General features: G+C 71.3%; 19 protein-coding genes and 1 pseudogene. 11 read left to right on the top strand and 9 right to left on the bottom strand.

Annotated elements, in window-relative coordinates:
• Positions 1-17: 17 nt before the first annotated feature.
• Positions 18-695 (bottom strand): DedA family protein, encoded by a 678-nt coding sequence (locus ACFVDP_RS01480; RefSeq protein ID WP_383481432.1) that lies wholly within the window; start codon positions 693-695, stop codon positions 18-20.
• Positions 696-817: 122 nt separating this feature from the next.
• Between ACFVDP_RS01480 and ACFVDP_RS01475 the strand changes: the two genes are divergently transcribed.
• The 6 genes from ACFVDP_RS01475 to ACFVDP_RS01450 all read left to right on the top strand — a co-directional run bounded on the left by ACFVDP_RS01475 (position 818) and on the right by ACFVDP_RS01450 (position 7,393).
• Positions 818-1,195 carry a BlaI/MecI/CopY family transcriptional regulator gene (locus ACFVDP_RS01475; RefSeq protein ID WP_383481430.1) on the top strand — a complete coding sequence of 126 codons (378 nt, stop codon included), beginning with the start codon at positions 818-820 and terminating at the stop codon, positions 1,193-1,195.
• Positions 1,192-2,121: a M48 family metalloprotease gene (locus ACFVDP_RS01470; protein WP_383481427.1), complete on the top strand. Its 930-nt coding sequence runs from the start codon at positions 1,192-1,194 to the stop codon at positions 2,119-2,121. The genes ACFVDP_RS01475 and ACFVDP_RS01470 overlap by 4 nt, the downstream gene beginning before the upstream one ends.
• Positions 2,122-2,294: 173 nt before the next feature.
• Entirely contained in the window at positions 2,295-3,134 is an 840-nt protein-coding gene (locus tag ACFVDP_RS01465) for an IclR family transcriptional regulator (protein WP_383481424.1), read from the top strand.
• 142 nt (positions 3,135-3,276) lie between these two features.
• Positions 3,277-4,938: an OPT/YSL family transporter gene (locus ACFVDP_RS01460; protein ID WP_383481421.1), complete on the top strand. Its 1,662-nt coding sequence runs from the start codon at positions 3,277-3,279 to the stop codon at positions 4,936-4,938.
• Between the two features lie 55 nt (positions 4,939-4,993).
• Positions 4,994-6,061, top strand: coding sequence for a hypothetical protein (locus ACFVDP_RS01455; protein WP_383481418.1), 1,068 nt, complete (start codon positions 4,994-4,996; stop codon positions 6,059-6,061).
• A 48-nt stretch (positions 6,062-6,109) separates the two neighbouring features.
• Entirely contained in the window at positions 6,110-7,393 is a 1,284-nt protein-coding gene (locus ACFVDP_RS01450) for an alpha/beta fold hydrolase (RefSeq protein ID WP_383481415.1), read from the top strand.
• A gap of 43 nt (positions 7,394-7,436) precedes the next feature.
• Here ACFVDP_RS01450 and ACFVDP_RS01445 read toward each other — a convergent pair whose 3' ends face one another.
• The 4 genes from ACFVDP_RS01445 to ACFVDP_RS01430 all read right to left on the bottom strand — a co-directional run bounded on the left by ACFVDP_RS01445 (position 7,437) and on the right by ACFVDP_RS01430 (position 10,683).
• Positions 7,437-8,639 carry a cytochrome P450 gene (locus ACFVDP_RS01445; protein ID WP_383481412.1) on the bottom strand — a complete coding sequence of 401 codons (1,203 nt, stop codon included), beginning with the start codon at positions 8,637-8,639 and terminating at the stop codon, positions 7,437-7,439.
• A gap of 154 nt (positions 8,640-8,793) precedes the next feature.
• Entirely contained in the window at positions 8,794-9,210 is a 417-nt protein-coding gene (locus tag ACFVDP_RS01440) for an arsenate reductase ArsC (RefSeq protein WP_383481409.1), read from the bottom strand.
• On the bottom strand, positions 9,203-10,303 hold the full coding sequence (gene arsB / locus ACFVDP_RS01435) for an ACR3 family arsenite efflux transporter (protein ID WP_383481406.1): 1,101 nt from the start codon (positions 10,301-10,303) through the stop codon (positions 9,203-9,205). The genes ACFVDP_RS01440 and arsB overlap by 8 nt, the downstream gene beginning before the upstream one ends.
• The gene (locus tag ACFVDP_RS01430; protein ID WP_383481403.1) at positions 10,300-10,683 is read right to left on the bottom strand and encodes an ArsR/SmtB family transcription factor; all 384 of its coding nucleotides are present in this window, start codon (positions 10,681-10,683) and stop codon (positions 10,300-10,302) included. Before ACFVDP_RS01430 ends, arsB begins: the two co-directional genes overlap by 4 nt.
• A gap of 105 nt (positions 10,684-10,788) precedes the next feature.
• Here ACFVDP_RS01430 and arsM point away from each other — a divergent pair, with 105 nt between their 5' ends.
• The gene (gene arsM, locus ACFVDP_RS01425) at positions 10,789-11,598 is read left to right on the top strand and encodes an arsenite methyltransferase (RefSeq protein ID WP_383481400.1); all 810 of its coding nucleotides are present in this window, start codon (positions 10,789-10,791) and stop codon (positions 11,596-11,598) included.
• Here the strand turns inward: arsM and ACFVDP_RS01420 are convergent.
• Both ACFVDP_RS01420 and ACFVDP_RS01415 read right to left on the bottom strand, forming a co-directional pair.
• Positions 11,544-12,770, bottom strand: a complete 1,227-nt coding sequence (locus ACFVDP_RS01420) for an acyltransferase family protein (protein ID WP_383481397.1) — start codon at positions 12,768-12,770, stop codon at positions 11,544-11,546. The two genes, arsM and ACFVDP_RS01420, sit on opposite strands and share 55 nt — an antisense overlap.
• A gap of 40 nt (positions 12,771-12,810) precedes the next feature.
• Positions 12,811-13,458 (bottom strand): TetR/AcrR family transcriptional regulator, encoded by a 648-nt coding sequence (locus ACFVDP_RS01415; protein WP_383481394.1) that lies wholly within the window; start codon positions 13,456-13,458, stop codon positions 12,811-12,813.
• A gap of 99 nt (positions 13,459-13,557) precedes the next feature.
• Between ACFVDP_RS01415 and ACFVDP_RS01410 the strand changes: the two genes are divergently transcribed.
• Both ACFVDP_RS01410 and ACFVDP_RS01405 read left to right on the top strand, forming a co-directional pair.
• On the top strand, positions 13,558-14,220 hold the full coding sequence (locus ACFVDP_RS01410) for a VanZ family protein (RefSeq protein WP_383481391.1): 663 nt from the start codon (positions 13,558-13,560) through the stop codon (positions 14,218-14,220).
• Positions 14,221-14,255: 35 nt separating this feature from the next.
• Positions 14,256-14,375: pseudogene (locus ACFVDP_RS01405) on the top strand (beta/gamma crystallin domain-containing protein); the annotation flags it as partial.
• Positions 14,376-14,495: 120 nt separating this feature from the next.
• Here the strand turns inward: ACFVDP_RS01405 and ACFVDP_RS01400 are convergent.
• Both ACFVDP_RS01400 and ACFVDP_RS01395 read right to left on the bottom strand, forming a co-directional pair.
• Positions 14,496-15,368: an alpha/beta fold hydrolase gene (locus ACFVDP_RS01400; protein WP_383481388.1), complete on the bottom strand. Its 873-nt coding sequence runs from the start codon at positions 15,366-15,368 to the stop codon at positions 14,496-14,498.
• Between the two features lie 59 nt (positions 15,369-15,427).
• Entirely contained in the window at positions 15,428-16,285 is an 858-nt protein-coding gene (locus ACFVDP_RS01395; protein ID WP_383481385.1) for an NAD(P)H-binding protein, read from the bottom strand.
• A gap of 73 nt (positions 16,286-16,358) precedes the next feature.
• Here ACFVDP_RS01395 and ACFVDP_RS01390 point away from each other — a divergent pair, with 73 nt between their 5' ends.
• On the top strand, positions 16,359-16,847 hold the full coding sequence (locus ACFVDP_RS01390) for a MarR family winged helix-turn-helix transcriptional regulator (protein WP_383481382.1): 489 nt from the start codon (positions 16,359-16,361) through the stop codon (positions 16,845-16,847).
• Between the two features lie 155 nt (positions 16,848-17,002).
• Positions 17,003-17,737, top strand: a complete 735-nt coding sequence (locus tag ACFVDP_RS01385; protein ID WP_383481379.1) for a D-Ala-D-Ala carboxypeptidase family metallohydrolase — start codon at positions 17,003-17,005, stop codon at positions 17,735-17,737.
• The last annotated feature ends 46 nt before the right edge of the window (positions 17,738-17,783 follow it).

Raw genomic sequence — 17,783 nt, 5'->3', positions numbered from 1 at the left:
TGCGGAAGGAGCGGTGCTCATCCTCGTACCTCCGTCGCCGTCCGTGCCTTCGCGGCCCTTCGCGCGCGGTGCAGCTCGGCGGCGAGCGGCAGCAGCGACACGGCCACGATCAGTGCCACCAACGGCAGCAGGTAGCGGTCGACGTTCGGCACGGACGAGCCGAGCGCGTACCCGGCCAGCGTCAGGCCCACGGACCAGACGACACCGCCGACCACCTGCCACAGGGTGAAGGTGCGCAGCGGCACCCGCAGCGCACCCGCCATCGGATTGAGCACAGTGCGCACCACGGGCACGAACCGGGCGAGGACCACCGCCTTGCCGTACCCGTACCGCGCGAGGAGTTCCTCGGACCGGCGCGCTCCCTCGTGCAGCCGCCGCGAGCGACTGCGGGTCAGCAGCGCTCCGCCGCCCTTGCGGCCGATCAGATAGCCGACCTGGGCGCCGGCCAGCGCGCCGGCCGCGGCGGCGACCAGCAGGGGAACCAGCGGCAGGTGCAGACCGCCCCGGCCGGTCCCCGTGCTGAGCAGTCCGGCCGTGAAGAGCAGCGAGTCGCCCGGGAGGAAGAACCCGATCAGCAGCCCGGTCTCCGCGAACAGCACGGCCGCCACCCCCAGCACGCCGAAGGCGGACAGCAGGGAACGGGCGTCCAGCACGTTGACAGCGAGCTGCGAAGATAGGTGGATGGCTGAGGTCATCGTCGTGAGCCCTCGCATTCTGGTCGTGACCGGCCGGAGGCGAGCGGGAGCACCCGGCGACTGACTACAATTCTGTAGACGGTCTACGTGACTGTAGACGATAGCGGGGTGAGGAAAGTTCCATGACCGACACCGACAGCACCGACGAACGCCGGCCGGCCGGTGAGCTGGAGGCCGCCGTCATGGCCACCCTCTGGGCCGCGCAAGGCCCACTCACCCCGGGGCAGGTGCAGGCCGATCTCGCGCGTGACCTGGCACGGACCACCGTGACGACGATCCTCACGCGCCTCTTCGACAAGGGCGTCGTCGGACGCGACCGTCAAGGGCGCGGCTTCGCGTACCACCCGGTGCAGGACGCCCCGGGACTGACGGCGCGGCGCATGCACACCGAGCTCGACCGGGACGCCGACCGCGAATCCGTCCTGGCCCGCTTCGTGGCCCAGCTCAAGCCGGACGACGAGCAGTTGCTGCGACAGCTCCTGGAGGGCGAGGACGCGTGAGTCCGCTGTTCCTGCTCCTGGTGCCGCTCGCGCTGCCCTTCGCGGCGCGGCCGCTGTCCCGGTGTGTCGTACGCCGCCTGCCCCCGGATCCCGCGCTGTACGTGCTCACGGCGAGCAGCCTGCTCCTGGCCGGCGCGTCGGTCGTCGCCCTCGGCACGCTCGTCGTCGCCGGGCTGCTCACCCTCCCCGGCCTGGCCGCGCTCGCCGAACTCGTGCACCCCCTGCCCTCCGCCTCCGGCCTGGTCGCCCTGCCGGTGGCCGGCGCCGCCGTGGGCGCGCTCGCCATCAGCACCTGGACCCTGACCCGCTGGACCGTGCGCCAACTGCGGGCCTTCCGCTCGGCCACCCGGGAGGCCGACCACCGCCCCACCGCCGGCGACCTGTGCGTCATCGAGTCGCCCCACCCCGACGCGTACGCCCTGCCCGGCCGCCCGCACCGCGTCGTCGTCACCACCGCGATGCTGCGCAGCCTCGACGCCGCCGAACGCGACGCCCTCCTCGCCCACGAGCGCGCCCACAACCAGGGCCACCACCACTACATCCTCGCCGCGGCCGAACTCACCGCCCACTGCCACCCCGCCCTGCGCGCGCCCCGCACCGCCATCCGCCTCGCGGTCGAACGCGCCGCCGACGAGGCCGCCGCCCGCGCCACCGGCGACCGCCGCCTGACCGCCCGGGCCGTCGCCCGCGCCGCACTCGCCGGCCACGCCGCCCGCACGGTACGCCCCGACTTCGCCCCCGCGGCCTCCTCGGGCCCCGTCCCGCAACGCGTCGCCGCCCTGCTCGCCCCCGCGCCCCGGGTCCACGCCGCCCGCTGGATCGCCGTCGTCCTCGCCTGCTGCGCGGCCCTCTCCGTCACCGCCGGAGCCGTCGGCGCCTTCGCCTTCCACCAGCAGGTGGAGGTAGCCCAGGGCGAAGCGCCCTGACGCGTCGGGCCCGACCGGCGAACCGCGCTCTGCGCGCCCGGAGTGAAGTACCGGCCGACGTGCCGAAGAACACCCTTGACACCCGCGCCCCACTGAACCCATAGTTCTCGCCGCTCAGCGCAACGGCGTTGCGCTGAGCGCACCGAGCGCAGTCGAGGGAGAGGAGCGAGGCGATGTCAGAGGCGAAGGCGAACGGCACGGCCGACGACGAAACCGCCCGGCAGGCGGACCCGGCCGACGAGGCCGACGCTCTCGCCCCGCCGCAGCCCGGCGTCCTCCAGGGCGCCGACCGTGCGCTGCTCGCCCTGCTGTCGTTCACCGAGCGCCGCCCCGAGTGGGGCGTCAGCGAGATGGCGCGCCGGCACGGCTGGGACAAAGCAGTATCCCAGCGCGTTCTCACCACGCTCGCCTCCCGCTCCTTCCTGACCTGCGACACCACGACCCGCCGCTACCGGCTCGGCCCCGCCGTCTCCCGGCTGGCCCGCGCCGGGGAGCACAGCGGCGTACTGCCGTCGCTGGTCCGCCCGATCCTCGCGGGGCTCCTGCGCGAGACCGGCGAGAGCGTCGTGCTGAACGTGCCGCAGGGCGCCGGATACCGGTGCGCCGCCGCCGTCGACGGCACCGGCCCCGTCCGCTACACCGCGATCGTCGGCGCCGTGATGCCCGGCCACGCCGGCGCCTCCGGCCACGCCATCTTCGCGCACTACCCCGAGGCGGAGATCCGGCGCCTGTTCGGAGCCACGCCGCTCCAGCGCTTCAACGACCACACCGTCACCGGTTTCGACGCCCTCCTGGCCCGGTACGCCGACGTGCGCACCCACGGATACAGCGTCAGCCACGGCGAGTACGACGAAGCCGTCGCCGCCGTGGCCGCCCCGGTGTTCCAGGCCGGCACCGTCGCCGCCTCGCTCACCGTCATCGGCCCCGCGCACCGCGTCACCCGCGCCGCCGACCGCATCACCGAACTCGTCCTGGCCGGAGCGGAGGAGGCCACGGCCGCCTTCGGCTCCTGACCCGGCCCGGCGGCACCGACCGCCGGACCACCCGCCCGTACGACGTGACCCGCACCGGAGTACGCGGCGTGCCGCTGCCTGCCCGAAAAGTCCCGCCCCGGACCCTGTCCCGAGGTGGGCCCACCCAGCAAGGGGTGTCCCCGTGTCGCACCACACCTCGCCGTCGGCCACCGCGCCGCCGCCCGCCGACTCCGGCCCCGGCGCAACGCCCTCCGGCGGCGGTCACCCGAAGGTGACCGAACCCGTCGTGTTCGTGGTCCTCGCCGTGCTCTCCGTCGTCGGCGCCGTCATCGGCGCGGACCTCGTCGCCAAGCTCGGCATCTCCGCCAACACCTCGGTCGTCGGCGCCCTGATCGCCATGCTCATCGGCCGCATCCCGCTCGCCGGGCTGCGCTCGATGCGCTCGGTGCACCGGCAGAACCTCGCTCAGAGCGCCATCTCCGCCGCCACCTTCGCCTCCGCCAACGCCCTGCTCACCTCGATCGCGGTGCCCTACGTCTTCGGGCGCAAGGACCTGGTGTGGCCGATGCTCATCGGCTCCTTCGTGGGCCTGCTCATCGACACCTGGGTGCTGTACCGCTCCTTCGGCTCCCGGCTGCTGCCCGCGGACGCGGCCTGGCCGCCCGGGCAGGCCGCCGCGGAGACCATCAAGGCGGGCGACAAGGGCGGCAAGCGGGCCCTCGTCCTGGGCGCGGGCACCCTCGTCGGCCTCGCCGGCACCCTCTTCAGCCTGCCGCTGTCCGCCGCCGGCGTCGCCTTCCTCGGCAACGTCTGGGCCCTGCTGATGTTCGGCGTGGGCCTGGGCCTGCGCGAGTTCAGCCCCGACCTGTTCCACACCGACCTCGGCGCCGGATACGTCCCGCACGGCGTGATGGTCGGCGCGGGCGTCGTCGCCCTCGGCCAGGCCGTCTTCATGCTGGTCCGCAGGCGTCCGACGCAGAAGGAGCAGCCCGCACCGGCGGTGCGGGACGAGACGACTGCGTACACGGTCGACGAGAAGCAACTGCGCCGCTCCCTCGTGCGCGGCTACGCCCTCTTCGTCGCCGGCGCCGTCCTGCTCGCCGTGCTCGGCGGCCTGATCGGCGACATGAGCCCGCTGGGCCTGCTCGGCTGGGTGCTGTTCGCCGCGTTCGCCGCCCTCGTGCACGAGCTGATCGTCGGCCTCGCCGCGATGCAGTCCGGCTGGTTCCCCTCCTTCGCCGTCACCCTGATCTTCCTGGTCCTCGGCCTGCTCATCGGCATCCCGTCGGTCCCGCTGGCGCTCCTCGTCGGCTACGTGTCCGCCACCGGCCCCGCCTTCGCCGACATGGGCTACGACCTCAAGGCCGGGTGGCTGCTGCGCCGCGACCACCGGCCCTGGGACCCGTACGAGCGTGAGGGCCGCCGCGAGCAGTTCCGCGCCGCGCTCATCGGCTTCGCCGCCGCCCTCGTCGTCGTGGCGGTCCTGTGGCAGTCGTACTTCAAGCAGGGCCTCATCCCGCCCGTCGCCAAGGTCTACGCCGACACCGTCAAGAACGGCCTGGGCGAACCCGGCGTGCTGCGCACCCTCCTGCTGTGGGCCATTCCCGGCGCCCTGATCCAACTCATCGGCGGCACCAAGCGGCAGATGGGCGTCATGCTCGCCACCGGCCTGCTGATCCTCACGCCGAACGCCTGCTGGATGGTCCTCGCCGCGCTCGCCGTGCGCGTCGGCTACCGCAAGTGGCGCGGCCCGCGCGCCGACGAGGAACTGAACCTGATCGGCGCCGGCCTCATCGCGGGCAGCTCCCTGGGCGACTCCGCCCAGATCATCAAGGCGAGCTGACCCCGCCCCCGAACTACCTTCTCCCACACGCACCACCCCAAGGAGACAGATTCCCATGGAGATGTTCAGCCGGCTCGAGCCCCGCCCCGAGTACCTGAGCTACGAACTCGCCCTCGCCGCCCGCAAGCTCGTCGAGCAGGTCATGCTCGTCAAGCCCGGCGAGCACGTCGTCCTCACCGGCGACACCAGCAGCGACCGCCGGGTCGTCGACGCCACCGCGCAGGCCGTCGCCGCCGCGGGCGCGCACCCCGTCGTCGTCTGGTCCGAGACCATGCCCAGCTCGTCGATGGAGCCGCCGCGTCCCGTCGCCGGCGCCATCGCGGACGCCGACGTGTGGATCGAGTTCGCCGTCTCGTACGTCATGCACTCCGACGCCTTCCGGCGCGCCATGGCGAACGGCTGCCGCTACACCAACCTCACCGCCATGGACGTGCACATGCTCGTCGCGACGGTCGGCCGCCCCGACTTCGAGGGCGTCATCCGGCTCGGCAAGGCCCTGGTCCACCTCCTGGAGCAGGCCGACGAGGTACGCATCACGTCCGCCAACGGCACCGACATCACCGGCCGCAACGGCGACCGACCCATCAACCTGCGCGGCAAGCCCGCCGAGAAGCCCGGCGAGACCGTGATGCTCTCCGGCCAGATCTCCTGGAACCCCCTGGAGGAGACCCAGGACGGCGTCCTCGTCTTCGACGGCGCCCTGTGGCCGCCGGACCAGCTCGGCCTGCTGCGCACGCCGGTCCGCTGCACCGTCGAGAAGGGCGTCGTCACCAAGATCGACGGCGAGGGCCAGGACGCGGAGATCTTCCGCCGCTGGATGGAGTCCTGGGACGACCCGAACATGTACCGCGTCGCCCACTGGTCCCTCGGCTTCAACCCGGGCGTGCCCGCACCCACCGGCCGCATCGTCGAGGACGAGCGCGTCTTCGGCTGCGTCGAACTGGGCATCGGCACCAAGGGCGCCTGGATCGGCGGCGAGCCGTGGGTGTCCGCCGCACACACCGACGGCTCGATCCTCGGCCCGTCGATCTACCTCGACGGCGAGTGCATCGAGAAGGACGGCGTGTACGTGCACCCCGACCTGGTGAAGATCTGCCGCGAGCTCGGCGTCGCCGGCTACTGACCGCAGCGGCACCCCGCCTCGACCGCCCATCCGCCCAAGGAGCCGGACTTGACCGACGACCAGATCACGTACCGCCACAGCGGCCTCGTCTGCACCGACCACACCCTCGACGTACCGCTCGACCACACCCGCTCCGACGGGCCGAGCATCTCCGTCTTCGCCCGCGAAGTCGTCGCCGAGGGCGCCGAGGGCACGGCGGGCCGCGAACTGCCGCGGCTGCTCTGGCTCCAGGGCGGTCCCGGCGGGCGCGCGGAACGCCCCAACGCGGCGGGCGCCTGGCTGCGCCGCGCCCTCAAGGACTTCCGCGTCGTCCTCCTCGACCAGCGCGGCACCGGCCGCTCCACCCCGGCCGACCGCACCACGCTCGCCGCCCTGCCCGACGCGGCCGGCTACCTCACCCACTTCCGGGCCGACTCGATCGTCCGCGACGCCGAACTCGTGCGCCGACGCCTCCAGGGCGACCGCCCCTGGACGGTCCTCGGCCAGAGCTTCGGCGGCTTCACCACGCTCACCTACCTCAGCCTCGCCCCGGAAGGGCTCTCGCGGGCCCTGATCACGGGCGGCCTGCCCACCCTCACCGCCCACGCGGACGACATCTACCGTGCCGCGTACCGGCGCACCGCCGCGGCCAACACCCGCTACTTCGACCGGTATCCGGCCGACCGGGCCCTCGCCGAACGGGTCGTCGCGCACCTCGCCGACCACGACGTCCGGATGCCGTCCGGCGAGCGTCTGTCGGTACGCCGCTTCCAGACACTGGGCATCACCTTCGGCACCTCGTCGGGCTTCGACACCCTGCACTACCTGCTGGAGTCCGCGTTCGTGGCGGGTCCGCACGGGCCCGCGCTCTCCGACCCGTTCCTGCGCGGGGTCGACGCGGTGGTCTCCCTCGCACCACGTCCTCTGTACGCGGTCCTGCACGAGGCGATCTACGCCCAGGGCGGCCGGGCCACCGGCTGGTCGGCGCACCGGATCCGCGACGAGTTCCCCGAGTTCGACGCGGCCGGCGGCGGCCCGCTGCACTTCACCGGCGAGATGATGTACCCGTGGATGTTCGACGAGGACCCCGCGCTCGTCCCGCTGAAGGCCACCGCGGACACCCTCGCCCACCGCACGGACTGGCCCGCCCTCTACGACCTGGACCGTCTGTCGGACAACAAGGTCCCGGCCGCCGCGGCCGTGTACCGCCAGGACATGTTCGTCGACCACGACCAGGCCCTGACCACGGCGGCCCGGATCCGCAACCTGCACCCCTGGGTCTCCGAAACCCACCTCCACGACGGAGTGAAGGCCGACCCGGGTGTGCTGGACCACCTTCTGACCCTGTCCTAGGAGTCGGGGCCAGGGTCAGAGTTCCAGGGGCTGAGATGACGAGTCACGCGGGCCGCACCGCGTCCGCGGTCTCGTCCGTGCGGACGACGATGTCGAGATGGGCCAGGCCGCGCAGACCGTTGTTGATCATCGGTGTCGAGGCCAGCGTCTCGAACCGGCTCACCCGGTCCGCCAGGCGGTCGAGGAGCGTGCCCATCTCCAGCCGGGCAAGGTGCATGCCGACACACACGTGTTCGCCCCGGCCGAAGGCCAGATGGTCCGAGGGGCGGCGCGTGATGTCGAAGGTCTCGGGGTCGGGATAGTGGCGCTCGTCGCGGTTGGCCGACCCGTAGAGCAGCGCCACCCGGCTGCCGGCGGGGAGGCCGACGCCGTCGATCTCGTGGTCCTCGGTCAGCACCCGGCTGAACTGCGGGACCGGGGTCTCCAGGCGCAGCGACTCGTTGATCGCGTGGGGGATCAGCGACCGGTCCGCCCGCAGCAGGTCCCACTGGTCCGGATGCGCGGCGAAGAGGGCGATGGCGTTGGTGATCGCGAGGATCGTCGTGTCGAGGCTCGGCGTGACGTAGTCGAGCATCAGCGCCGGGCACTTCTCCGGCGGCAACTCCCCGTCGGCCGCCGCCCGGTGGAGATGGGCGGCCCAGCCGTCGGGGCGGATCCGTCCCGGGACCGCGTCATGGGTGACGTACTCCATGAACTCCTCGACCACGGGTGCCGCACTGGTGAAGCGCTCGTCGGCCGGGCCCTGCATGTCCCACATGGCCGCGGCCCACTCCAGCATCTTGGCGCGCCCCCGGTCGGGCAGACCGACGAGGTCCGAGACGACGGCCAGGGGCAGATGCTCGGCCAGCTCCGTCGCGGCGTCGAACCGGCCCCGCCCGACCAGCTCGGCGACGATCCGCCCGGCCTCCGCCTCGATCGTGGGGGTGACGTCCCGCATCCGGTCCTGGCGCAGCGGACGGCCCAGCACCGAGCGCAGCGCGGTGTGCTCGGGCGGGTCGCTGCACAGGGTGATCCCTTCGAGCTGGGCGTTCATCCCCGGATCGACGAACACCCCGCGGGCCGAGGAGAACGTCCGCCAGTCCATGAGGGCCGCGCGCACCTCCTGGTAGCGGGGGAGTGCATACAGGTCGTACCGGGCCAGGTGCACCACCGGCCCGAGGGCCCGTAACTGCGCGTAGATCGCGTAGGGGTCGGTCCGGGCCTCGGGCGTGTAGAGATCGACGTCGCTGACGGGTATCGCGGGCAAACCGGCTCCAGGGAACGGAGGGCCCGAACCCTCGTGGCGCGGGCCCGTTTCGTCATCGGGCAAGATCCCCACGACCCTCGCACGCCGCTCACAGTTGGCGCAGGAGTTCCCGAAATTGACGGTTTTTGATCGAAGTGCCGGGCGCCGAGGGCATCTACGCGGGGGCGTCGGTGATCTCGGAGATCAGGGCCTCGACGCGCCGCCGGATCTCGTCGCGGATGGGGCGGACGGCCTCGACTCCCTGGCCGGCGGGGTCGTCGAGCTGCCAGTCGAGGTACGTCTTGCCGGGGAAGACCGGGCAGGCGTCACCGCAGCCCATCGTGATGACGAAGCCGGACTCCCGAACGGCTTCGGTGGTCAGCACCTTGGGCGTGGCGGTGGTGATGTCGATGCCGACCTCGGCCATCGCCTCGACGGCGGCCGGATTGACCTGGTCGGCCGGCAGCGAGCCGGCCGAGCGGACCTCGACGCGGTCGCCCGCCAGGTGGGTGAGGAATCCGGCGGCCATCTGGGAGCGGCCGGCGTTGTGCACGCAGACGAACAGGACCGAGGGCCTCGATGCTTCAGACACGGGCGGAGCCTTCCGCGGTGGCCGCCGTCGGGATCTCCGGGGCGGGGGAGTCGGGGAACCAGCGCCGGGCGGCGAGCGCCACGTACACCAGGCCGATCAGGACGGGGACCTCGATGAGCGGGCCGACGACACCGGCGAGCGCCTGGCCGCTGGTGGCGCCGAAGGTGGCGATGGCGACCGCGATGGCCAGCTCGAAGTTGTTGCCCGCGGCGGTGAAGGCCAGCGTCGTCGCTTTCGGATGGCCGAGGCCGGCGGCCCTGCCCCAGGCCATGGATCCGGCCCACATGAGCGCGAAGTACACCAGCAGCGGCAGCGCGATCCGGGCGACGTCGAGGGGCCGGGCGGTGATGGCGTCACCTTGGAGGGCGAAGAGTACGACGATGGTGAACAGCAGCCCGTAGAGGGCGAACGGCCCGATGCGCGGGATCAGTTCGGTCTCGTACCAGCTGCGGCCCTTGGCCTTCTCGCCGAGCCGACGGGTGACGAAGCCGGCCACCAGCGGAATGCCCAGGAAGATGAGTACGCTGCGGGCGATCTCCCACACGGACACGTCCAGAGCGGTCTGTTCGAGGCCCAGCCAGCCAGGCAGCACCGACAGGTAGAACCAGCCGAGCAGGCTGAAGGCCAGTACCTGGAACACCGAGTTGAGCGCGACCAGGACGGCGGCGGCTTCGCGGTCGCCGCCCGCGAGGTCGTTCCAGATGATGACCATGGCGATGCAGCGGGCCAGGCCGACGATGATCAGGCCGGTGCGGTACGCGGGCAGGTCCGGCAGGAAGATCCACGCGAGGGCGAACATCAGGGCGGGGCCCAGGACCCAGTTCAGCAACAGGGACGGGACGAGCAGCCGGCGGTCGCGGGTGACGCTGTCGAGCCGGTCGTAGCGGACCTTGGCGAGGACCGGGTACATCATCACGAGCAGGCCGAGCGCGATCGGCAGGGAGACGCCGGTCACGGTGATCCTGGCGAGCGCGTCACCGAGGCCGGGCACGAGGCGGCCGAGCCCGAGGCCGACGGCCATCGCGGCCAGGATCCACACCGCCAGGTACCGGTCCACGAACGACAGGCGCCCGGCGACGGGAGTGGCGCTCACGAGGAACCCTCCGCGGCCGTCCGCTGCCCGGGGCGGGTGAGGAGACCGGCCAGCCGGTCGGTCGTCTCCGGCAGCAGCCAGTAGTAGACCCAGGTGCCGCGCCGCTCGCAGTCGATCAGGCCCGCCTGGCGGAGCAGCTTCAGGTGGTGGGAGATCGTCGGCTGCGACAGATCGAACGCAGGCGTGAGGTCGCAGACGCAGATCTCGCCGCCCTCACGCGAGGCGATCATCGACAGCAGGCGGAGTCGCACCGGATCACCCAGGGCCTTGAACACCCTGGACAGCTCGACGGCTTGCTCCTCGCCCAGCGGTGCCGTCAGCAGGGTCGGGCAGCACTCGCCCTCGTCCTGGCCGAGCACCACAAGTTCGTGTTTCGACATGCTTCTATGTTGACGAACTTCGATACAGACCGCAAGCTTGCATCGACAAATTTCGAAACAGCTGTCCGAGCCCTTCCCCTCTCCTCTCGTCCTAGGAGGCATGTCGTGAGCGATCACTCCATCGACCTGCGCGAAACCGTCCGGAAGCGCTACGCGGCCGCCGCCGTACAGGTCACCGAAGGCGGCGCGGCGTGTTGCGGCCCTCAGGCCATCGAGATCGACGACAACTTCGGCGGCGGCCTGTACGCGGCCGACGAGCGCGAGGCGCTGCCCGCCGAGGCCGTCGCCGCCTCGCTCGGCTGCGGCAACCCCACCGCCGTGGCCGAACTGCACGAGGGCGAGCGCGTCCTCGACCTCGGCTCCGGCGGCGGCATCGACGTACTCCTGTCCGCCCGCCGGGTCGGCCCCACCGGCAAGGCGTACGGCCTCGACATGACCGAAGAGATGCTCGCCCTGGCGCTGGCCAACCAGAGGAAGGCCGGCGCCACCAACGTCGAGTTCCTCAAGGGCACCATCGAGGCCATCCCGCTTCCGGCGCACACGATCGACGTCGTCATCTCCAACTGCGTGATCAGCCTGTCCACGGACAAGCCCACGGTCTTCGCCGAGATGTACCGCGTCCTCGTACCCGGCGGCCGGATCGGCATCTCCGACGTCGTCTCCGACGATGCGCTCACGCCGGCGCAGCGGGCCGAGCGCGGCGACTACGTCGGCTGCATCGCGGGCGCGCTCTCCTTCGCCGAATACCGCGAGGGCCTGACGGAGGCCGGATTCAGGGACGTCGAACTCACCCCGACCCACGCGGTGGCCGACGGCATGCACTCCGCCATCGTGCGCGCCACCAAGCCCGCCACGGACGCTCACAGCACGCGCCGAGCCCCCGGCAGCCTGCGCAGCCCGGCCGAAAGCGCGTAGGCGGACACGGTCCCGGCGACGGCGACGACGCACCATGCCGCCGTCGCCGGCAGGCCGCGTCCGGCGAGCAGGTACTGCAGGGTCACCACGAGCGGAACGTGCACGACGTACACGGTGTAGGAATCGGCGGACAGTTCGCGCGTGACGCGGCCTGCGCGGGCAAGGGTCTCCCGGAACAAGGTCAGCAGGCCCACGCTCAAGGCCACGCACAGACCGCTCTCGTACGTCGACCAGAGCGCGGAGCCCCCGGTCGCTCCGTCGGGGCCGAAGGCGGACGCGTCGGCGCCGACGGCGAACAGCACGGCCACGGCGAGCATCCCGCCGGTCAGCCACGACCAGCCGGTCGTCGCGTCGAAGCGGTGCAGCCAGTCGTGCCGCCCAGCCAGTGCACCGAAGGTGAAGAAGGCCGCGTACTGGGGGAGCCGGGCGGGTTCCACCTGGAGGAAGTCGAGAACCGGCACCCAGGTGTCCAGCGGATAGCGCAGGCGGACCAGGAAAGTGGCGGCGGCCAGTGCCACGACGGTGAGTAACAGCATCCGATGACCCGGCGCCCGCCGTTGCCGTGTCACCCCGGGCCGTCGGCGCCCGACCAGGCGGGCCGTCTGCCGGAGGACGACGTACAGGACGCTGTAGGCGAGCAGGTTCTGGACGAACCACAGGTGCCCGAACTGAAGATCGGGCCAGGACGGACCGCTCCAGTCGTCCGGCCTGTCGCCCAGCCCCAGGAACACGTCGGTGAAGTAGCGCGGGTAGGAGATCGGTGCGTAGCCCCGGTAGTGGACGTAGTACGCGTACATCAGACCGGGGATGATCGTCAGCGCCCCGGCCAGGAGCGGAACCCCCAGTCGCAGGAGGCGGCCGGTCAGGAAGCGGCGGGCCCCGCGGCGATCGTAGGAACCGGGCACGAGAACGGCGGAGACGAAGAAGAACAGGCTCATGAAGAACGCGCCGTCGACGGCCGAGAGCGTGGCGAGGCCGGAACTGCGCGGCTGGCCCGTCACGTACCACCAGTCGGCGGGGCCGTAGGCCTGAGCAGCGTGGTGGGCGACGACGAGCAGGGTCAGAGCGATCCGCAGATTGTCGAGCCAGGCGAGTCGGGAGCCGGCCGGCAGGTGCGGGGGACGGGCGGCCGGAGGCGGCTGAGGCATGTCCGTGAACGCGGGAGTATGCATGCGTTCAGTTTCCTCAACACTTGTACACGCCACCCTGGTGCTAACCCCCGACCTCGTCCTCCGGGTGGCCGTAGTCGCCGTAGTAACCGCGCAGCAGCAGACGCTGGTTGGCCGCGCTGCGCGCCGCTAGGACGTCAGGGGCGAACATCGGACCGCGCAGGTGAGGCTGCATCACTTTCTCCAGCAGCAAGGGACCGAGGACGATGCAGAGCATCTGGAAGGACGCCCACTCTGGATCCGGCCCGGCGCCGACTCCGCCCGGCCTGTCCGCGCTGCCATAGGTCTCGGAGAGCCGCCGAACCTCCGCCCGCGCCCCCGCCAGCAGCCGCCCGAAGAGCGCGGCGCTGGCCTCGCTGTCCTCCAGCAGCACATGGCGCAGATAGCCGCGCAGAACAGGATCCGCGCCGAAGACACTCGCCGACGCCGAACCGAGAGAGGCCATCAGGTCGGCCTCCGGGGCCCGTTGCCGCAACTGCTCGGTGATGCGCTCCAGAACGTATGCGTCGACCCCCTCCCGCAGACCCTGCTTCGACCCGAAGTGCCGCGTCACCAACGCCGGCGACAGGCCGGCCCGAGCCGCCACGGCCCGCGTCGAGGTCGCCTCGAATCCCTTCTCGGCGAACAACTCCAGGGCCGCGGCCCGAAGCCGCGCCCGTCCTGTCAGATCACTCTTCGCCACCGACGTCATGGCGGCAGCGTATGCGCGAGGAACGTCCTTCTAGGCGGCGGCCTCGTTCGCCGGGACGGCAGGCGCGTAGAGAGTGAACTCGGGGGCATCTGGGAGTCCATGGAAAGCGAGCCGCGGCTACGACGGCACACATTGGGTTGGAAATTGGCGCGCGCCTTCGTCATGGCGCTGGGATTCGTCTGCATGGTGGCGTTCGCCGTGGCCCTGGCGAGGGTGACGCTCGTGCCCTCGCCGGAGTCCGTGCCGATGACGCACACCAATCTGCACCCGGGCAGTTCGATCCGCCTGTACTTCGACCAGCCCGACTGGCGGGACACGGTGAAACAGGTGGGCGGGAACATCCTGCTGGGAGTGCCGTTCGGCGTCCTGCTGCCGGTCCTCTTCCCGCGCACCCGGGGCCTGGTCCGCGTCGTGCTGATGACGGCGCTCGTCATGCTCACCGTCGAGACCGCGCAGGGACTGCTGGTCACCGGGCGGGCCTTCGACATCGACGACGTCATCCTCAACTCGACGGGGGCCTTCCTCGGTTACCTCGTCCTGGGTCGCAGGCTCGGCCGGGCACTGCACCCTCGCCGCGTGCGCTGGTGGCACCCGCGCCCCCGACCCGCGACGGCCGAGGAGCGGCACGCGGGACGGGAGCGAACCCCGTCCACCACCGACACCGACACCGATCGAGACGCTGCTCCGGACGCCGACAAGACCACCGCGTCCAAGCGTTCCCGGTGGGCGCTGCCCGCGGCGCTGCGGGCGAAACGTCCTTGATCATTTGTCACTCGGGAGGGTCGAAACCGGGCGACACCGGCAACAACGACCTGGTCTATTACGACGCCAACGGTGACTCGGTGCGGATCGATCGCTGGCACGACATGAGTTTCCCGAACAACCCGCCCAAGGTCTCGTCCATTCAGATCCTCTGACGGCCCGACACATTCGTCCGACGCCGGCCTGATGGAACGTAGTGGTCGCCGCAGCTCCTGACGGCGACGAGTTGCCTCCGCCGTCACCATCCTGCGGACATGGATGACCCACGACGTGATTCACGCCGTGGTGGTGTCCCCAGGGTGGTGGCGGCTCAGTGGTTGGATGAACTCGCGTATGGCATGGGCCAGTTGCGTCGGCTGGTCCAGCGGGACGAGGGTGTAGCTGTCCTCGATCTCCCGCAGGATCGCGTGGGGGAGCAGTTCGGCCAGACGGCTGCCGTGCTCGGGTGGCATCACTCGGTCCTCGCTCGCCCACACCACGAGAGCGGGGCGCCGGAACCGGGGCAGTCGTTCGGCCGCCCGCTGCAGGACGGCGGTGTCGGCCGCTGCGGCGCGCAGCATGCGTACGGTGTCCCGCGAGATCTCGGGCTGTGTGGTGACCGGCTCGATCCAGGCGGCGGTGGCCGCGTCTCCTCGCCGGGTCAGCCACCCGAACGCCAGGGGAAGCCGTCGCATCGTACGCAGCTTCATCTGGCGCATGAACAGGCTGAACAGACGGGGCGACAACTTGCCGGCGAGGACGAGAGTCTTCCCGGTGAGGCCCGGGGGGAAGTTGTCGAAGGCGTCGCACGAGATGAGAACCGCGCGCCCGACGCGAGCCGCGTCGTCGGCCATGAGCAGTTGAACGAGGGCCCCGCCGGTGTCGTTGCCGACCAGGGTCACGTCGCGGAGATCGAGCCGTTCGAGGAACTCCGCGACCAGCCGCGCGATCCCCGGCAGCGACAGATCGGCGTCGGCGCGCATCACGTGCCGATGGGCCCCGAGGGGCAGCGTGGGCACGATGCAGCGGTGATCCGCCGACAGGTCGCCCCGCACCGCGTCCCAGAGCGACGCGTCCATCATGAATCCGTGCAGGAGCACGGTCACGGGGCCGGTCCCACCGGAGTCGCGGTAGGCGATCGTTCCGGTGGACAGCTCGATCTCCGGCATGACGTCTCCTCGTGTCGGGTGGGTGGAGCGAGAAGGGATCGCTGCGGACGCGCGCCGGTTCAGGAGTTGAAACCGGGCGCGAAAGCAGGGGCGTTGTCCGCGGCCCATGCGGCGAAGGTGCGTGCGGGGCGCCCCAGGAGCTGTGCCACGGTGTCGGTGGTCGGTCCGGGTTCCGTCGCGTAGTCGGCCAGGGAGCCGAGCAGACGGTCGGGAACATCGCTGGGCAGGCCCTGGGCGAGCATGGCCTGCCGCACCCGCCCAGGAGGGACGTCCTCGAACTTCAGGGTCCGTCCTGTCGCTTCGCCGATGAGGCGAACCTTGTCCTGCTGGTCGAGGGAGTCCGGTCCGGTGAGGACGTGGGCGCGACCTGAGTGCCCGGACTCCGTCAAGGCCTGCACGGCCACTTCGGCGATGTCGCGTTCATGGATGGGTGAGGTGGCGGCCCCACGGTGGGCGCCGCGCACCACACCGGTGGCGCGGATCTGCGGAGCCCAGGCGAGGGTGTTCGCGGCGAAATCTGCGCAGCGCAGGAACGTCCACGCAAGCCCCGAGCGACGGGCGGCCTCCTCGACCGCCTCGAACTCGTCGATGAAGCGCTGACGGCCGGCCGGGTACTCCACGGTCGCGGACGACAGAACCACGACACGTCGCGCTCCCCGGGCCGCCCCCAGTGCGAGCAACTCGTCGGCGGCGGTGCCGACCGCGCGTGGGCTGAGCAGAATTCCTTCCGCCGTGTGCGGCCAGTCGGTGAGCGTGCCCGGCCGGGACGGATCTCCCAGGACCGGTCGCACACCTGCGGGCAGGTGCGCTGCGCGATCGCGGGTCACGGCGGCGATCTCCGCGCCGCTCTGGAGCAGCAGCTCCATGACCTGACGTCCTACGGTTCCTGTTGCTCCGATCAGTACGAACATGCTCATGCCCCCATCGAGCCGTACTTAGGATGCCGTAATGTACGAGAACCGTAGCATAGTATTTCGGAAGGCGTACATTATGAGTTCCGTAGAACGTGCGGGTGGGGCGCGTCGGCGCAGGCAGGTCACGGTCGAAGTGGGCCAGGGGCTACGCGAGTTGAGTGCCGAACTGGTCCTGCTCAGGCGGCAGGTCGGGGCCCGGCTGGACCTCAGGGGCATGGATATGGACTGCCTCGACCTGATCAACGCTCACGGCCCGATGAGTCCGACCGCCCTCGCCCAGCGCGCCGGGCTCCACGCCGCGACCACCACCGGCATCCTCGACCGGCTCGAACGCGGCGGGTGGATCTCGCGCCGGCGCGATCCGTCCGACCGCCGCGCGACCGTGATCCATGCCCTGCGCGAACGCAACGCCGAACTGCTCGGCCACTTCGCCGAGATGAACTCCTCCGTGGAGCGGATCTGCGCCGACTACGACGAAGCCGAACTCGAACTGCTCGCGGATTTCCTGCGCCGCACCGCCGACGCGGGACGTCACGCGACCGAGAAGCTGACGGATCGACCGTAGGCGGCGGCGCCCGCCGAAGGGGCGGCAGCCGCGGCGAGCGGAGAAGGGGGCACCTTCCAACTCCCGCTGAAGCAAGCCCTATTGACGCGCGTAGCGCGGCCGGGCAGTGTCAGGGATCCTCGATTCTCTGTCCGGCATTCACTTCGGGAGGCTCTGTGTTGAGACGGTATCTCCGTACGCTTCTCAGTCTTGTCATGCTCGCTTCACTTTCGATGTTCGGTGTCGCGGTCACCGCGGGCACCGCGCACGCCGACGACTGCTACACCTGGAACCGGACCCTCGGCCAGGGCACCAGCGGTGAGGACGTGCGGCAGTTGCAGATCCGGGTCGCGGGCTACCCCGGATACGGCGCGGTCCTCGCGGTGGACGGCGAGTTCGGCCCGGGCACCAAGGCCGCGGTCACCCGCTTCCAGCAGGCCTACGGTCTGTCGGCGGACGGCATCGCGGGAGCGCAGACCTTCAGCAAGCTCTACGCGCTCCAGGACGGTGACTGCACCCCGGCGCACTTCACCTACGCCGAGATGAACCGCTGCAACGCGGACTGGTCCGGCGGCGCGGTCTCCGCGGCCGCCGCGAAGGCGAACGCGCTGCAGCAGATGTGGAAACTGGAGGCCCTGCGGCATGCCCTCGGCGACCGCGCCCTGACCACCAGCAGCGGCTTCCGCTCCCACGCCTGCAACAACGCGGTCGGCGGCGCGGCCAACAGCAACCATCTCTACGGCCGTGGCATCGACCTCGTCGGCACCCCCTCGTACTGCGAGATCGTCAAGCAGGCACGCAACCACGGCTTCAACGAGATCCTCGGCCCGGGCTACCCCGGTCACAGCACACACGCCCACCTCGGCAGCCAGAGCTCGCGCTACTGGTCGGCGTCCTCCTGCGGCATCTGACGGCACTGTCGGCGCCGCTCTCCGTTCAGGTTCCCGGCACCCGCCG

The organism is Streptomyces sp. NPDC057694 (assembly GCF_042799415.1).
Taxonomy (GTDB): Bacteria; Actinomycetota; Actinomycetes; order Streptomycetales; family Streptomycetaceae; genus Streptomyces.
This window is presented reverse-complemented; position numbering and strand designations above follow the sequence as displayed.

Excerpts from the sequence above, each read along its gene's own strand:
- ACFVDP_RS01475 (WP_383481430.1), top strand. The coding sequence starts at position 818 with ATGACCGACACCGACAGCACCGACGAACGCCGGCCGGCCGGTGAGCTG.
- ACFVDP_RS01420 (WP_383481397.1), bottom strand. The coding sequence starts at position 12,770 with ATGCATACTCCCGCGTTCACGGACATGCCTCAGCCGCCTCCGGCCGCC.
- ACFVDP_RS01415 (WP_383481394.1), bottom strand. The coding sequence starts at position 13,458 with ATGACGTCGGTGGCGAAGAGTGATCTGACAGGACGGGCGCGGCTTCGG.
- ACFVDP_RS01390 (WP_383481382.1), top strand. The coding sequence starts at position 16,359 with ATGAGTTCCGTAGAACGTGCGGGTGGGGCGCGTCGGCGCAGGCAGGTC.
- ACFVDP_RS01400 (WP_383481388.1), bottom strand. The coding sequence starts at position 15,368 with ATGCCGGAGATCGAGCTGTCCACCGGAACGATCGCCTACCGCGACTCC.
- ACFVDP_RS01410 (WP_383481391.1), top strand. The coding sequence starts at position 13,558 with ATGGAAAGCGAGCCGCGGCTACGACGGCACACATTGGGTTGGAAATTG.
- ACFVDP_RS01430 (WP_383481403.1), bottom strand. The coding sequence starts at position 10,683 with ATGTCGAAACACGAACTTGTGGTGCTCGGCCAGGACGAGGGCGAGTGC.
- ACFVDP_RS01395 (WP_383481385.1), bottom strand. The coding sequence starts at position 16,285 with ATGAGCATGTTCGTACTGATCGGAGCAACAGGAACCGTAGGACGTCAG.
- ACFVDP_RS01455 (WP_383481418.1), top strand. The coding sequence starts at position 4,994 with ATGGAGATGTTCAGCCGGCTCGAGCCCCGCCCCGAGTACCTGAGCTAC.
- ACFVDP_RS01480 (WP_383481432.1), bottom strand. The coding sequence starts at position 695 with ATGACCTCAGCCATCCACCTATCTTCGCAGCTCGCTGTCAACGTGCTG.
- ACFVDP_RS01465 (WP_383481424.1), top strand. The coding sequence starts at position 2,295 with ATGTCAGAGGCGAAGGCGAACGGCACGGCCGACGACGAAACCGCCCGG.